Below are 15,842 nucleotides of genomic sequence, written 5' to 3'. Positions count from 1 at the left end.
GCGGGGAGCCGGGTACGGAGGGCAGCCGGCGCCGCCCGGCGGGGCGGGGGCCGTGGCTGCCGCTCTCACCCTCGCCGTCGCGGTCCCCCTCGTCCGGCGGCAGCGACGCCAGCAGGCCCGCCGTGTACGGCGCCAGGGGACGGTCGAAGACGGCCGCCGCCGGGCCCTGTTCGACCTGACGCCCGGCGTACATGACCAGCACGCGGTCGGCGTGCTCCCGGACCACGCCCAGGTCATGGGTGACCAGCACGAGCGCGGCGCCGACGGCCTCCCGCTGTGCGGCGAGGACCCGCAGCACCTGTTCCTGGAGTTCCGCGTCGAGCGCGGTCGTGGGCTCGTCCGCGACGACGACGTCCGGTTCGTTGATCGTCGCCATGGCGATCACGGCCCGCTGGCGCATACCGCCGGAGTACTCGTGCGGATACGCCCGCGCCCTGCGCACGGCGTCGGGGATGCCCACCCGGTCGAGGGCGGCGACCGCCCGGGCGCGGGCCTCCTTGCGGGAGACACGCGCCACCGACCGTACGGCCGCGGCGAGTTGGTCGCCCACGGGGTGCACGGGGGAGAGCGCCGACAGCGCGTCCTGGGGGACCAGGGCGATACGCCGGCCCCGCTGGGCGGCGAGGTCCGCGTCCCCGCGCAGCCGTACGGTTCCGCTGCTCGTCGCACCCACGGGCAGCATCCCGAGCAGCGCCCGGGCCGTGAGGGACTTGCCCGCGCCCGACTCGCCGACCAGGGCGAGCACTTCGCGCGGCCGGACGTCGAAGGACAGCCCGCGTACGGCCTCGACCCCGTCGAACGCGATCCGCAGCCCGCGGACCGAGAGCAGGGCCTCGGGCTCCGGCGATACGGGGGACGCCGACGGCGCGGCGGACTCCGACGGCGCCGCGGGCTTCGGCTGCGCGGCGGACTCTGACGGCGCGGCGGGCTCCGGCTGCGCGGCGGACTCCGACGGCGTGTCGGACTTCGGTGGCACGTCGGATGTCATTGGCACGTCGGACTCCGGTGGTACGTCGGGGGTGCCGGAGCGGAGCGTCATCGGCAGCTCACCGGACGCCGGCGGTGTGTCGGACATCGGCGGGACGCCTCGCGGCGGCCCGCCCTCGGACGGGGCCTCAGACCTCGGCTGGGACTTCAACGGACGCCTTCCCCTTCCCACCGTGGGCACGACCGGGCTTCCGGGTGCCGCGAGCCGTTCGCGACTGCGCGTACGCCGCCCCCGACACCGCGATACCGGCCAGCAGGGCGAGGGCGACCGCCGGTGCCAGGGCCGCCCACGGCGCGCGTTCCACGTACGCGCGGGACTCGTCGAGCAGCAATCCCCACTCCGGGGTGGGCGGTTGGGCCCCGAGGCCCAGGAAGCCCAGGGAGGCGAGGGCCAGGGCGATGCCCGGGAGGCGCAGGACGGCGTGGCGGGCGACGGGGGCGGCGACCGACGGGAGGACATGCCGGGTGAGGATCCACCACGGGCTCGCGCCGATCGCCCGTTGCGCGGTCAGGAACGCGGACGCGCGGACCTCCTGCACCAGCGCCGCCGCGTGGGCGGACAGCGGGGGCCAGGAGATCAGGGCGACGGCGAGGGCCGCGCCGCCCGTCCCCGGGCCGGCCGCCGCGGCGACCAGGATGCCGGCGATCACCGGGGGCAGCGCGTTGGCGATGTCCGAAGCGCCCGCCGCCACCCGGGGGAGGAAGCCGAGGGCCAGGGAGACGAGGAGGCTCAGCGCGCAGACCGCCGCCGCCGTGCCGACCGTGGCGGCCGCGCCGTGTCCGAGGCGGGCCAGGACGTCACGGCCGATCCCGTCCGTGCCGAGCGGGTGCGCCCAGGACGGCGGGAGGAGGCGGGCGGTGGTGTCCACGGCGTACGGGTCGCGCAGCAGACCCCAGCCGACGGTGACCAGGAGGACGGCCGCCAGGGTCAGCGGTATCGCGGGGTGGGTGCGGACCGGGCGGGCCGGCGGCAGGGTGAGGCCCGCGTCGCGCAGGGCCGGGCCGAGGAGCCGGCGCCGGACGAGGGCGGCCAGCGCGCCTGCCACCAGGCCAAGGACGAGGAGGGCGAGGACCGCGCCCTGGAGGAGGGGGAGGTCCTGCGACTTGGCGGCGCCCAGGGCGGTACGGCCGATGCCGGGCACCGCGAACACCATCTCCACGGCGACCGCGCCGCCGGTCAGGCCGACGGCGGCCATGCCGAACTGCGGTACCAGGGGCGGCAGTACGCGGCGCAGCGCGGCCGCCGAGACGCGGGTCCGGCTCACGCCCGCGCCCCGCCACAGCTCCACCCAGCGTTCGTCGAGCACGGCGGGCAGCGCGTCCGCGACCAGGCGGCCCAGCAGACCGCCGGCCGGGACCCCGAGGGCGATCGCGGGCAGTACCAGGTACTCCGGGCCCGCCCAGCCGGACGTGGGGAGCCAGCCCAGCCAGACCCCGCAGACCAACAGTGCCACCGTGGCCAGCAGGAACTCGGGGACGGCGGCGAGCATCGCGGCGAACGCGCCGGCCGATCCCCGGCCCCGTACGAGCACCGGGGCGACCAGCGCGCAGGCCAGCAGGAGTGCGACGGCGAAGGCGGTGCCCATCAGGGCGAGGGAGACCTGGAGGCCGGAGACGACCGAGGGCAGCACGTCCGTGCCGGACACCCATGAGGTGCCGAGGTCGCCGCGCAGCAGCCCGGAGGCCCAACCGCCCAACAGGGAGAGGGGGCCCGCGCCCAGGCCCAGGTCCTCACGGATCGCTGCCAGCGCCTCGGGCGTCGCCTCCTGCTCGGCCGACCGGGCGCGCAGTACGGTCAGCGCGGGATCACGGCCGGACAGCCATGGCAGCAGACCGACGACGGCCAGCACGCCGAGAAGACAGCAGAGACGGGTCAGCCCGGTGGCCCCGACCAGCGCCCCGACGAGGCGCCGCCCCCACCCGGTCCCGCTCGCTCCGACTCCACGAGTCCACCGGACGGCTCCGACCGCCTCGGCGGCGGTTCCAGCGTCGCGTACCCCGGCGGTCGGTTCGCTTGTGGGCGTGCTCACTTGACGTAGGTGTCGGCCGTGACCAGTTCCCGCTCGCGCGGGTCGTGGGCCGCGTCCACGACTCCGGACGCGTCGCCCTGGATGACCCGCTCGTGCAGCATCGGCACGGCCGCGTCGGTGGTGAGGACGGCGGCCTCGGCCTCGATGACCGCCTTGCGGCGGGCGTCACCGGCGGCCGTGTCGGAGGCCCGGTCGAGGGCCGTGTCGACGCTCTTGTCGGCGAGCTGGGAGAGGTTGAAGGAGCCGTCGGAGGCGAAGTCGCTGTACAGGTACGCGGCCGGGTCACCGGAGTCGAGGACGGTCGCCCGGGAGAGGATGAACGCGTCGAACTCGCCGGCGAGCGCGTCGGACTCGATGTTGGCGTACTCGCGTACGTCGAGCTTCACCTTGAACCCGGCCTTCTGCAGCTGCTGTTGCAGCGTGGCGGCGACCTCGGGCAGCTCGGCCCGGTCGGTGAACGTGCCGATGGTGATGGCCTTGCCGTCCGGGTCTCCCGCCTCGGCGCGCTTCACCGGGGAGCGCAGCTCGGCGGCCCACGGGAGCGCGGGCCCGAGCAGCCCCTCGGCGACGTCGGCACGCCCCTCGTACACGCCCTTCACGATCGACTCGGCGTCGACGGCCTCGCGGGCGGCGGCGCGCAGCGAGGCGTCCTTGAACACGCCCTTCTCGGTGTTCAGGTAGAGGGTGTTGGTGCGGGGCATCGGGACCTCGGTGATCAGGTCCTGGTCGAGCACGGCGGCCTGGGACACCGGGACCGCCTCGACGATGTCGGCCTCGCCGGTGCGCAGCGAGGCAGCGCGCGCGGTGCCGTCCGGCACGAACTTCACATCGATGCCGGGGGCCTTGGCCTTGCCGCCCCAGTAGTCGTCGTAGCGGTCGAGCGCGGCGGAGGCGGTGCCGTTGACCTCGGTCAGCTCGAAGGGGCCGGTGCCGGCGCCGAGCGGGTTCACCGTCTTCCCCTCGTACGCCTTCGCCGCGAGGATCGACAGCTGCGGCGAGCTGAGCCGCTGCGGGACCAGCGGGTCCTCGACCGCCGTGGTGACGGTGACGGTGTCGCCGTCGGCCTTCGCCGTCAGGTCGACGCCGTCGAGGATGCGGGGCTTGGGGGAGGCGGTGGCCGCCTCGGTGAGGGAGTTGACGACGGCCTCACCGGTCAGCTTCGTACCGTCGTGGAAGGTCACACCCTCCCGGATCGTGAACGTCCACTTCTTGCCCGCGCGCTTCCACTCGGTGGCGAGCGCGGGTTGCGCGTCCCCCTCGGCGTTCAGCTTCACCAGGGTCTCGGCGGTCGACCAGCGCGACAGCTTGAACGCGTCGTCGGACAGCGGGGACAGGCCCGAGCGGGGCGGCAGCATCATCGCGATCCGTATCCGCTTGCCCTCGCTCCCGGCCTCCTGGGGGCCCGTCGCCGAGAAACACCCCGTGAGCAGGGCGGAGGTCGCGGTGGTGACCGCGGTGAGCGGGACGAGACGGGCCGGGACGCGCACGGGACACTCCGAGTTAAGGCGTGGTCAAAGATTCAACGTGCTCGACCGTAGCATGATGACAATCATTTTCAGAAGTGCGGATTTGCGCCACCACGATGCCGCCACCCGACCCCGAACACACAGGCCGGATGGCGTTGTCAGTGGCCCCTGTCATGGTGGGGCCGTGGACGACGAGACTTTCTGGGGCGTGATCGAGGGCTGCCGCCGGGCGGCGCCCGGCCCCGACGAGCGGCTGGAGTGGCTGCGCGAGCGGCTGGCGGGCCGCACCGAGCCCGAGATCCTGGGGTTCCAGGTGGGCCTGGACCGGGTGTTGACCCCCACCCTCACCTGGGACCTGTGGGGTGCCGCCGACCGGATCATGGGCTGGTGCTCCGACGACAGCTTCTTCTACTTCCGGCTCTGGCTGGTCGGCCTGGGCCGGGAGGGGTTCGACAGAGTCGTCCGCGACCCGGACGCCCTGGCCGACGTGCCTGCCGTGCGGCGGCTCGTGGGCCGCTCGCCTGACGTCTGGGACGAGGACGAATGGCTGGAGTGGGAGGAGTTGGACTACGTCGCCGCGGGAGCCTACGCACACGTCACCGGCCGCACGGCGGACGACTTCTACGCCGCCATGGAGAGTCTCGGCGATGACGACGACGAGCTCGCGGACCCGGCCGGCGAACGCTGGGACGCCCGCGTGGACGCCGAGTCGCACCGCCGTCTGCCCCGCCTCAGCGCGCTGTTCCCGCTCCCCACGGCGAGTTGACGCCGACCGGCTCTCCTGTCGAGCCGCCGACCGGCTCTCCCCTCGAGCCGACGCCCGCCAAAGGCGTCATGGGCGCTCCCCAAAGGCCTTATAGCCGGGCGCCCTTCAGCGCCATGTGCAGCAGCAGGCGGTCCTCGCCGTCGGTCAGCCGCAGGCCCGTGAGCTGCTCCACGCGGGAGAGGCGGTAGTAGAGGGTCTGGCGGTGGATGCCCAACTCGGCCGCCGTGCGCCCGGCCTGGCCCGCGTGGTCGAGGAAGACCTCGGCGGTGTGGGCGAGTTCACGGTGGGCGGGGGTGAGGAGCGCGCGGACGGACGGGTCCTGGGGGAGACCGGGAGGCAGCGCGGTCAGCAGCCGGTACGGGCCGATGGAGCGCCACTCGGCGATCGGGCCCAGCCGCGGCTCCGCCAGCGCCGCCCGGGCCGCCGCCGAGGCCTCCCGCCAGTCGGTGCCCAGTTCGGCGAGGCCCGCACGGGCTCCCGACACGCCCGCCGCCGCGTGCGCGCCCGCGCGTTCCAGCAGCCGGGCGGCGGCCGTGAGCGCCGGGGCCGGTGCGTCGGCCGAGCGGAGCCGCACCAGCAGGGCCAGGCCGTGGCCCGCCGCACCCCACGGCACCGTGCACAGCGCGGTCGCCCCCGGCACCGTACGGAAGGACGGCGCGTCGTCCGGACCGGCGTACGGCCAGGGAGCCACGCACACCAGCGTGTGGACCCCGTCGCCGCGGGGGCCGAGGGCCGCGCGCAGCTCCGCCACGGCCATGTCGCGCTCCCAGTCGCGCTCGGCGGTCAGGACGGCGCGCAGCTCCCGGGTGAGATCGGCGCCGGCCTGGGCCTCGTCCGCGAGGAGGGCGCCGATGCGGGAGGCCACCGTCATGGCGGCGGACAGCTGGGCGTCGGTCGGGCCGGGGTCGCCGTCCAGGAGCCAGACGTAACCGAGGACGACCCCCCGATGGCGTACCGGGAGGCAGACCCGCCCCCGGAGCACCCCCGCCTCCGGTGTCGGCGGGATCCGTACCGGGCCTGTCGCCCGGGTGATGCCGAAGCCCTCGAACCACTCCCGCACCGCCGTCGTCGAGCGGCGGGTCAGGATCGAGCGGGTGCGGACCGGGTCGAGGGCCGACGGATCGAGCTCGCCCTCGCTGTCGTACGCGCCGAAGGCGATCAGCTCGAAGTCGCGGTTCTCCAGCGTCGCCGGGGCGCCGAGCAGCGCGGAGATCTCGTCGACGAGGTCCTGGTAGTCACCCACGGGGTGGGGGGAGGGGCTTTCCGGCGTCACTCGGGCATTGTCGCGTATCCCCGAGGGGCCTTCATACATCTGTCTGAGATCTGCGGCACGGATACGTGACAGCTGTCGATGGTCGGCGAACGGGGGGATCCTTAGGTTTCACGGTGGTTCTATCTGCTGGTTTGTGGAGGTGCCCCGTGCTGGGTCCCGTGATTCTCGCCGCGTCGCGCAGCGACCGGATACGACGCCTGATCTCGGCGGCGCCCGTGACCAAGCAGGTCGTCGACCGCTTCATCCCCGGTGAACGCGTCGACGACATCGTCTCCGTCGTCCGCGAGCTCACCGGCCGCGGTCTCGACGTGACGATGGACGTCGTCGGCGAGGACATCACCCGTCCGGAGCAGGCGGCCGCCGCGCGTGACGCCTATCTGGAGCTGATCGACCGGCTGAAGGAGCTGGAGCTCGGTGAGCGCGCCGAGATGTCCGTGAAGCTCTCCCTCTTCGGCCAGGCCCTCGACGGCGGCCACGAGCTGGCCCTCGCCAACGTCCGCCCGGTCGTCGAGGCCGCCGCCGCGATCGGCACGACGGTCACGCTCGACGCGGAGGACCACACCACCCTCGACTCGATGTTCGCCATCCACGACGAGCTGCGCCGGGACTTCCCGCAGACCGGCTGCGTCATCCAGGCCTACCTCTTCCGCACCGAGGCCGACGCCCGCCGCCTGGCCGGGAACGGCAGCCGGGTGCGGCTGGTGAAGGGCGCCTACAAGGAGCCCGCCGACGTGGCCTTCCAGCAGAAGGCCGAGATCGACAAGGCGTACGTCCGCGTCCTGAAGATCCTCATGGACGGGGAGGGGTACCCGATGATCGGGTCCCACGACCCGCGCCTCATCTCCATCACCCAGGAACTCGCCCACCGCGCCGGACGCAAACTCGACGAGTACGAGTTCCAGATGCTGTACGGCATCCGCGGCGACGAGCACCTGCGGCTCGCCGCCGAAGGCCACCGGATGCGGGTCTACACCGCGTACGGCACGGACTGGTACGGCTACTTCATGCGCCGCCTCGCGGAGAAGCCCGCCAACCTGCGGTTCTTCCTCCGCGCCATGGTCAGCAAGGGCTGAGCCCCACACCACGGCTCGCACACACCGCTCAGTAAGGAGTTACGGAACCCATGGACGCTGTGACCCAGGTCCCCACCCCCGTCAACGAGCCGGTGCACGGCTACGCCCCCGGCTCGCCCGAGCGCGCCCGGCTGGAGGTCAAGCTGAAGGAGCTGGCCGAGAACCCGATCGACCTGCCGATGACCATCGGCGGCGAGCGGCGGATGGGCGGTGGCGACCGCTTCGACGTGGTGCAGCCGCACAACCACAAGGCCCGCCTCGGCACCTATGCCAACGCCACCGGGCAGGACGCCCAGGACGCCATCGACGCGGCCCTCGCCGCCGCGCCCGCCTGGCGCGCGATGTCCTTCGACGACCGCGCCGCGATCATCCTGCGCGCCGCCGACCTCCTCGCCGGCCCCTGGCGCGAGACGCTGGCCGCCTCCACCATGCTCGGGCAGTCGAAGACCGCCCAGCAGGCCGAGATCGACTGTCCCTGCGAACTGGTCGACTTCTGGCGCTTCAACGTCAAGTACGCCCGCGACCTGCTCGCCGAGCAGCCCCCGGCCAACTCCCCGGGCGTCTGGAACCGCCTCGACCACCGCCCGCTGGAGGGCTTCGTCTACGCGATCACGCCGTTCAACTTCACGGCCATCGCGGGCAACCTGCCGACCGCACCGGCGCTGATGGGCAACGTGGTGGTGTGGAAGCCGTCGCCGACGCAGACCCACGCCGCCGTCCTGCTCATGCGGCTGCTGGAGGAGGCGGGCCTGCCCAAGGGCGTCATCAACCTCGTCACCGGCGACGGCATCGAGGTGAGCAAGGTCGCCCTGGAGCACCGCGACCTCGCCGGTATCCACTTCACCGGCTCGACCAGGACCTTCCAGTACCTGTGGAAGACGGTCGGCGCCAACATCGAGAAGTACCGGTCGTACCCGCGTCTCGTCGGCGAGACCGGCGGCAAGGACTTCGTGGTCGCGCACCCGAGCGCCGACCGCGCGGTGCTCAAGACCGCCCTCACCCGCGGCGCCTTCGAGTACCAGGGCCAGAAGTGCAGCGCGACCTCCCGGGCCTACATCCCGGCGTCGATCTGGAACTCCGGCTTCAAGGAGGAGTTCGCCGCCGAGGTCGAGTACCTGGCCATGGGCGACGTCACCGATCTGGCCAACTTCATCGGCGCCGTCATCGACGAACGCTCCTTCGCCAAGAACAAGGCCGCCATCGACCGCGCCAAGTCCGACCCGTCCTGCACGATCGTCGCCGGCGGCTCCTACGACGACTCGGTCGGCTACTTCGTCCGCCCGACCGTCGTCGAGTGCACCGACCCGACGAACGAGGTCTTCACCACCGAGTACTTCGGCCCGTTCCTCGCCGTGCACGTCTACGAGGACGCCCGCTACGAGGAGATGCTGACCCAGATGGAGTCGGTGTCGGCGTACGCCCTGACGGGTTCGGTCATCTCGGGCGACCGCGCGGCCACCGCGTACACGATGGACAGGCTCCGCTACGCGGCCGGCAACTTCTACGTCAACGACAAGTCCACCGGCGCCGTCGTCGGCCAGCAGCCCTTCGGCGGTGGCCGTGCCTCCGGCACCAACGACAAGGCCGGCGCCCCGCAGAACCTGATGCGCTGGACCCTGACCCGCGCCATCAAGGAGACCCTGGTCCCGCCGACCGACTACTCGTACCCGCACATGGGCTGACACCGGCCACCGTCCAGCGGCGCCCGGCCTCTTCCGTCATGGAGGGGCCGGGCGCCGCCGCGTTCGGCGAGATCATGGAAACCGCAGGTCAGCGCGGTGTGACCCAATCCACCGTCTCAGATAGTAGGAAGTCCGACTAATTGTGGAGACAGATGCGCCGCGCTCACCTAGCTTTGTAGGAGCCGAACGTCTCGCTCGATCCAGCGAATGGCGGTCGTGAGCCGGAGCCCGAGGCAGGCAACCCCTGCGGCCCCGCTCCCCGCCCCTTCCGGCGTCTCGCAACCCTCCCGTTTCCGTACTCCGGATTGCCTCGAAGGAGTCGATTCCCCATGGCCGAGACGACCGTCCGCCGCCGAGTCCGTCACGTTTCCCGGACCACCGAGTCCGACCGCAAGAACGCCGCCGCCGCCCTCCAGCGCGCCCTCGACCGCAGGGACAACGGCGGCTCGACCGGGCACTGAGCCCACCCACCTGCCGGGAGCCGCCCGTATCGGGGTGCGGTGCGGCCGTGAGCGGACTACTCACGTGCCGCTCCGCGCCTCGAAGTGGACTCACGTGCCGCGCCGCACCTCGAAGTGGTCGACGCGGTCGCCGTTCTGCGCCAGCGCCGTCACCTTCAGGGCCGGTCGCGCCCCGCCGACGGCCTCCACCGAGAGCAGCGAGAACCCCCGGTAGCGCACCCGCGACCACTCCACCGTCTCCGTCTTCGACCTGCGGGACTTCGTCCACTCGAACGTCTCGACGGCGTCGTGGCGGGTGACGTGCCCCTCGTAGCTCTCCTTCACGCCGGACGGGAAGCCGTACAGATCGCGCCCACCGCCGCCCGCCGTGACGTACACGATGCCGTCCCGGGTCGGGTCCGTCGACGCGCCGATGGGCACCGGCCTGCCGACCCCGCCGCCCTTGACGGCGTCGGTCCGCTCGTAGACGTGGTTGTGGCCGTTGACCACGAGGTCCACCTGGTGCTTGGTGAACAGCGGCAGCCACGCGTCACGGACACCGCCGTCGGAGGCGTGCGAGGACGTCGAGTAGGCGCAGTGGTGGAAGAAGACGACGATGAAGTCGACGTCCTTCGCGGCCCGCAGCTCCCCCAGTTTCCTGTCCAGCCACTCGGTCTGCCGACCGCCCGAGTAGCCGAGGTTGGCGGGGATCTCGTACGACACGTCGTTCGCGTCCAGCGCCACGAAGCCGACGTTGCCGTAGGTGAACGCGTACACCCCCGGCGCCGCACGGGGATCGAAGCCGTTGTCGGGGAGGGACCAGCGGGCCAGCTGACCGCCGTAGCCGTCCGGTGAGTACCAGGCCTCCATGTCGTGGTTGCCGGTCGTCACCATCCACGGCACGGACCTGGCCACCGGCTCGTTCTGCTTGAGGAACAGGTCCCAGAACCCCGGGTCGTAGCCGTCCGACTCCACACCCTTGCCATTGCCGTTGGCGTAGCAGATGTCGCCGGCGTGGAGGTGGAAGGCGGGCTTCTGGCGGACGATCAGGTTGTCGTTCGCCGCCGCGGCCTTGCCGACGCCCTGGTCGCCGAACGCGGTGAACACGAACGTCTCCGGCGCGGCGGGCGCCGTACGGAAGGCGGCGATCGTGGAGCGGTGGGCCGGGTCGGCCGGGTCGAAGCCCTCGTGGCCGACGCCGTAGTAGTACGTCGTGCCGGGCCGCAGGCCGTCCAGGGCCGCGTGCAGGTAGTACTGCTCCAGTTCCAGGCGCACGCCCTCGACCCCCGGCGTGTGCAGGTCGCGTACCTCCGCCTCGACCTTGCGGGTCAGCTCCTCGGGCTTCAGACCCACCCGTACATACGGTTTTCTCACCGCGAACGGCACCTGCCAGGAGATCCGCATCCGCGTCTTCGGGTCGGCGCCGAACGCCAGATGGCGGCCGAAGGGGGTGACGACGGAACCGGGCGCCTTCGACGTGGCGGGCGACGGGGCCGAGGTCGTCGCGTGCGGCGCGGCCGGCGAATCGGAGCCGCCGCAGCCGGTCAGCAGCCCGCCCGCCGCCAGCGAGCCCGCCGTCACCAGGGTGCGGCGCCGCGAGAACTTCGTACGCAGGTACTCGTACTGCTCGGCCATGCTCATCCGGCGCGCGAGCCGCGGCGGGATGCCGAAGTCGAGTACGGGGGGTCCGGGGGGTGTGTCCCTGGAAGGGTGGGTCATGCTCTCGAAGTTCCCAGCGAATCCCAACACCCGCCCCCCGTACGGGTGAACGCGTGGTGACGTGTGGGCAGCGTCACCCGATCATCCGTCCGGATCGCGGTCGGAGGTACCGTCCGTATCGCGGACACCCCGTGTCATCCCGTGGGACAAGGAGTACGGTGCCGTCATGTCTCGCAGCCTCAATCTCGCAGTGATCCCCGGTGACGGCATCGGTCAGGAAGTCGTGGCCCAGGGGCTCAAGGTCCTCTCCGCCGTCCTTCCGCAGGATGTGAAGCTGGAGACCAAGGAGTACGACTTCGGCGCCCAGCGTTACCACGCCACCGGTGAGACCCTCACCGACGCCGACCTCGACGCGCTGAAGAAGCACGACGCGATCCTGCTCGGCGCGATCGGCGACCCGAGCGTCCCCTCCGGGGTCCTGGAGCGCGGCTTCCTGCTCAAGCTCCGCTTCGCCTTCGACCACCACGTGAACCTGCGCCCGTCGAAGCTGCTCCCCGGCGTCGCCACCCCGCTCGCCGGCGAGCCCGAGATCGACTTCGTCGTGGTCCGCGAGGGCACCGAGGGCCCCTACACCGGCAACGGCGGCACCATCCGCAAGGGCACCGAGCACGAGGTCGCCACCGAGGTCTCCGTCAACACGGCCTTCGGTGTCGAGCGTGTGGTCCGTGACGCGTTCGCCCGCGCCCAGGCCCGCCCGCGCAAGAAGCTCACCCTCGTCCACAAGAACAACGTGCTGACCTTCGCCGGTCACCTGTGGACCAATATCTTCAACAAGGTGGCCGAGGAGTTCCCCGAGGTCACCACCGACTACATCCACGTCGACGCGGCCACGATCTACCTGGTCACCGACCCGGCCCGGTTCGACGTGATCGTCACCGACAACCTCTTCGGCGACATCATCACCGACCTCGCCGCGGCCGTCTCCGGCGGCATCGGCGTCGCGGCCTCCGGCAACATCAACCCCTCCGGCGAGTTCCCGTCCATGTTCGAGCCCGTGCACGGCTCGGCCCCGGACATCGCCGGTCAGGGCAAGGCCGACCCGTCCGCCACGGTCCTGTCCGTCGCCCTGCTCCTGCGCCACCTCGGCTACGAGGCCGAGGCCGCGCGCATCGAGGAGGCCGTCTCCGCCGACCTCGCGGAGCGCGTCGGAAAGCCGGCCCGTTCGACGGCCGAGATCGGCGACGCCCTCGCCGTACGAGTAGCCGGCTGACCCGCCGCGCCACTCGAATTCTTTCGGAGCCGCCGGGTCGCACCAGCACCCGGCGGCTTCCGTATGACTTCCCCACGGTCCCGCCGGGTGTCACCATCATCCCCGGGTCGCATTCACGCCGTTTTCGTCCGCCGACTCCGCTTGCGATAATCGAACGCGGAGCCGCCGAATGAGGCAATGCTCGGACGTCCTAGCACTCGCCACCGGCAGTGCGGACGTGAGCGCGGCCCGTCACACACAACCGGTGAAGGACAACCACTCATGACGACGCCCACGATCGAGCTCAAGCCCTCGGCCTCGCCACTTTCCGACGCGCAGCGCGAGGCGATCCTGGCCAACCCCGGTTTCGGCCGCCACTTCACGGACCACATGGTCGTCATCAAGTGGACCGAGGGCCGCGGCTGGCACGACGGTCAGCTCGTTCCGTACGCGCCGCTCTCGCTGGACCCGGCCACCATGGTCCTGCACTACGCGCAGGAGATCTTCGAGGGCCTGAAGGCCTACCGGCAGCCGGACGGCTCCGTCGCCACCTTCCGTCCGGAGAAGAACGCCAGGCGCTTCCAGGCCTCCGCCCGCCGGCTCGGCATGCCGGAACTGCCGGTCGAGACGTTCATCGAGGCCTGCGACGTGCTGGTGCGGCAGGACCAGGCCTGGGTCCCGGCCCACGGTGGCGAGGAGTCCCTCTACCTGCGCCCCTTCATGATCGCCACCGAGGTCGGCCTGGGCGTCAAGCCGGCGAACGAGTACCTCTTCCTGGTGATCGCCTCCCCGGCCGGCGCCTACTTCCCCGGCGGCGTGCAGCCCGTCTCCATCTGGGTCTCCGAGGACCACGTCCGCGCGGTGCCCGGCGGTATGGGCGACGCCAAGACCGGCGGCAACTACGCCGCCTCCCTCCTCGCCCAGGCCGAGGCGGCGGCCGAGGGCTGCGCCCAGGTCTGCTACCTCGACGCGGTCGAGCGCAAGTGGGTCGAGGAACTCGGCGGCATGAACCTGTACTTCGTGTACGGCGACCGCATCGTCACCCCCTCCCTCACCGGCTCCATCCTGGAGGGCGTCACCCGTGACTCCCTGCTGACGGTCGCCGCCGACCTCGGCTACACCGCCGAGGAGGGCCGGATCTCCATCGACCAGTGGCAGGCCGACTCCGAGAGCGGCGCCCTCACCGAGGTCTTCGCCTGCGGCACCGCCGCCGTCATCACGCCCGTCGGCACGGTCAAGCGCACCGGCGCCGCCTGGCAGCAGTCCGGCGGCGAGCCCGGCCCCGTCACCCTCAAGCTCCGCGAGGCGCTGCTGAACATCCAGCGCGGCACGGTCGAGGACAAGCACGGCTGGATGCACGAGCTGGGCTGACGCCGACCGTAGATCACCACCAGGGCCGCCGCGGACGAAGCGTCCGCGGCGGCCCTGTCGTGTGCGAGCAGCCGGAGGCGGAGATCCACGCGCTGCTCGGCACCCACAAGGCGATCCGGCCGCCGTGCGGCCTCACCGGCGACTGACCCCCGCACGACTTCGGCCCGCTCGGCCACCGGCGCTCCTCGGCCTGGGCACCGGCGTGCTCCGGCTCGTGACCACGACCGGCACCGCGCTCCCGGGCGCGGTCACCCGTCACGGCCGCGCCGTGGTGTTCACCTCCACGGCTGACGACCTGGTCCCGGACGACACCCACGGGGTCGCGGACGTGTTGCTCCACCGGGGTCGCCGAACAGGCGGGCCCCACACCGGAGTTCACCGAGCACGCAGGTGGAACAGATCTTGTACGCCGGCACACGCATCGCACTCACCGCCGCGTTCGTCGCGGCCACGGTGGCGCTGACCGGGCTCCCGGCCGGTGCCGCACCCACCGCTCCGCGCACCGAACCGATCAGCGTCACGCCCCGGGGAAAGGCGGGCGGCGGCGACTCCGGGCACGTGGTGCTCAGCCGCGACGGCCGGTACGCGGCCTTCTCCTCGACCGCCCGGGACCTCGTCCCGGGCAAGCCCGGCGGTGTCTTCGTCCGCGACCTGCGGACCGGGAAGCTGGAGCGCGTCGCGGCCGGCCTGGACCCGTCGATCAGCGCCGACGGGCGGTACGTCGCCGTCGGCAGCACCTTCCGGCTGCTGGACCGGCGCACCGGCCGCACCGAGCGCCTCGACACCGGCCTTCCGGACGGCTTCACCCCCTCAGGGGAACTCTCCCTCAGCGCCGACGCCCGCCACGCCGTCTTCGTCGCCTCGTCCGACGAGGGCTACGTCGTCTTCCTGCGCGACCGGGCCAAGGGGACCACCGAGCGGATCAGCCACCCGAAGCCGACCTGGGAGACCCGCAACGCCTTCGCCCCGACCGTCAGCGACGACGGCGACCGGGTCGTCTACCAGTACACCTACGCCAACGGGCCGCGCGGCGACGACTGGGGTGACGTCTGGATGTTCGACCGCGCCACGGGCGAGCGCACCCAGATCGACCGCTCCCACGACGGTTCGCCGACCGAGCGGGAGTCCCTGGAACCCTCGATCAGCGGCGACGGACGGACGGTCGTCTTCGAGTCCCGGGACACCCGTCTGATCCCGAACGACGACGACGGCAGCTGGAACGTGTTCGTGCACACCGTCGCCACCGGAAAGAACCGGCGGCTGCACGCCACCCACGGCGGACCGCGCAACGCCCACACCCGTGACCCCGCCGTCAGCGCCGACGGACGCTTCGTCACCTTCACCTCGTGGGTGGAGGAAACGGGCAGCCGGGACGGCTCGGAGCACCCGGTCCATCTCCGGGACCTGAAGAAGGGCACCACGGTCCTGCTCACCCCGGACACCACCGGGGGCACCGCCACGGCGTCCGTCGCACCGGGGGCGATCGCCGACGGCGGCGGCCGCGTCGCCTTCGAGTCCCGCGACCCGGCCCTCGTCCCGGCCGGCGACACCAACGACGCCCGGGACGTCTTCGTACGCCATACCCGGTGACTGCGGTGACGGCGGTGACGGCGGTGACGGCGATGACCGTGAGGTGATCAGCGCACTGTTCGCATCCTGAGACGGACGGTGAGGGCGGGGGCGGTCTGTGCCAGACTGCCCCCCGTGCTCTCGTTCGCCATGATTATTGGCAGCAGGCGCGCCGGTCCGCAGTGACCACCACGTACGACCAGGTACGGGTGGACACCGTCGTCCTCGACCCGCGCGCAGACCTCTCGCACCCGCGAGGGGTTTTTCGCTTTTCTGG

The 15,842-nt window shown here is 72.2% G+C and carries 12 protein-coding genes; 7 read left to right on the top strand and 5 right to left on the bottom strand.

The window, feature by feature from the left end; genetic code table 11:
• From P1P70_RS14140 to P1P70_RS14130, 3 genes are all read right to left on the bottom strand, one after another.
• On the bottom strand, positions 1-1,075 hold a 1,075-nt coding region (locus tag P1P70_RS14140; protein ID WP_319237190.1), incomplete at its 3' end, for an ABC transporter ATP-binding protein.
• Between the two features lie 40 nt (positions 1,076-1,115).
• Positions 1,116-2,882: an ABC transporter permease subunit gene (locus P1P70_RS14135; RefSeq protein WP_319237191.1), complete on the bottom strand. Its 1,767-nt coding sequence runs from the start codon at positions 2,880-2,882 to the stop codon at positions 1,116-1,118.
• 131 nt (positions 2,883-3,013) lie between these two features.
• Positions 3,014-4,504, bottom strand: coding sequence for an ABC transporter substrate-binding protein (locus P1P70_RS14130; protein ID WP_319237189.1), 1,491 nt, complete (start codon positions 4,502-4,504; stop codon positions 3,014-3,016).
• A gap of 163 nt (positions 4,505-4,667) precedes the next feature.
• Between P1P70_RS14130 and P1P70_RS14125 the strand changes: the two genes are divergently transcribed.
• Positions 4,668-5,249, top strand: coding sequence for a DUF4240 domain-containing protein (locus P1P70_RS14125; protein ID WP_319237188.1), 582 nt, complete (start codon positions 4,668-4,670; stop codon positions 5,247-5,249).
• 88 nt (positions 5,250-5,337) lie between these two features.
• On the opposite strand, the gene P1P70_RS14120 is transcribed toward P1P70_RS14125, so the two are convergent.
• Positions 5,338-6,561 (bottom strand): helix-turn-helix domain-containing protein, encoded by a 1,224-nt coding sequence (locus P1P70_RS14120; protein ID WP_319237187.1) that lies wholly within the window; start codon positions 6,559-6,561, stop codon positions 5,338-5,340.
• Between the two features lie 107 nt (positions 6,562-6,668).
• Here P1P70_RS14120 and P1P70_RS14115 point away from each other — a divergent pair, with 107 nt between their 5' ends.
• The 3 genes from P1P70_RS14115 (at position 6,669) to P1P70_RS14105 (ending at position 9,738) form a co-directional block, all read left to right on the top strand.
• The gene (locus P1P70_RS14115) at positions 6,669-7,595 is read left to right on the top strand and encodes a proline dehydrogenase family protein (protein WP_319237186.1); all 927 of its coding nucleotides are present in this window, start codon (positions 6,669-6,671) and stop codon (positions 7,593-7,595) included.
• A gap of 50 nt (positions 7,596-7,645) precedes the next feature.
• Positions 7,646-9,277, top strand: coding sequence for an L-glutamate gamma-semialdehyde dehydrogenase (gene pruA, locus P1P70_RS14110; protein WP_319237185.1), 1,632 nt, complete (start codon positions 7,646-7,648; stop codon positions 9,275-9,277).
• A 329-nt stretch (positions 9,278-9,606) separates the two neighbouring features.
• Complete coding sequence (locus P1P70_RS14105) at positions 9,607-9,738, top strand: hypothetical protein (RefSeq protein ID WP_005479955.1); 132 nt, start codon at positions 9,607-9,609, stop codon at positions 9,736-9,738.
• A gap of 90 nt (positions 9,739-9,828) precedes the next feature.
• Here P1P70_RS14105 and P1P70_RS14100 read toward each other — a convergent pair whose 3' ends face one another.
• Positions 9,829-11,436 carry a metallophosphoesterase family protein gene (locus P1P70_RS14100; protein ID WP_319237184.1) on the bottom strand — a complete coding sequence of 536 codons (1,608 nt, stop codon included), beginning with the start codon at positions 11,434-11,436 and terminating at the stop codon, positions 9,829-9,831.
• Positions 11,437-11,602: 166 nt separating this feature from the next.
• On the opposite strand from P1P70_RS14100, the gene P1P70_RS14095 reads away from it, so the two are divergent.
• The 3 genes from P1P70_RS14095 (at position 11,603) to P1P70_RS14085 (ending at position 15,586) form a co-directional block, all read left to right on the top strand.
• A complete protein-coding gene (locus P1P70_RS14095) occupies positions 11,603-12,646 on the top strand; it encodes a 3-isopropylmalate dehydrogenase (RefSeq protein WP_319237183.1) in 1,044 nt (347 codons plus the stop codon).
• A 261-nt stretch (positions 12,647-12,907) separates the two neighbouring features.
• Positions 12,908-13,996, top strand: a complete 1,089-nt coding sequence (locus tag P1P70_RS14090; RefSeq protein WP_319237182.1) for a branched-chain amino acid aminotransferase — start codon at positions 12,908-12,910, stop codon at positions 13,994-13,996.
• A gap of 390 nt (positions 13,997-14,386) precedes the next feature.
• On the top strand, positions 14,387-15,586 hold the full coding sequence (locus P1P70_RS14085) for a hypothetical protein (RefSeq protein ID WP_319237181.1): 1,200 nt from the start codon (positions 14,387-14,389) through the stop codon (positions 15,584-15,586).
• Positions 15,587-15,842 lie beyond the last annotated feature (256 nt).

This window comes from Streptomyces sp. MB09-02B, from assembly GCF_033794485.1.
In the GTDB taxonomy this organism is placed as follows: Bacteria; Actinomycetota; Actinomycetes; order Streptomycetales; family Streptomycetaceae; genus Streptomyces.
This window is presented reverse-complemented; position numbering and strand designations above follow the sequence as displayed.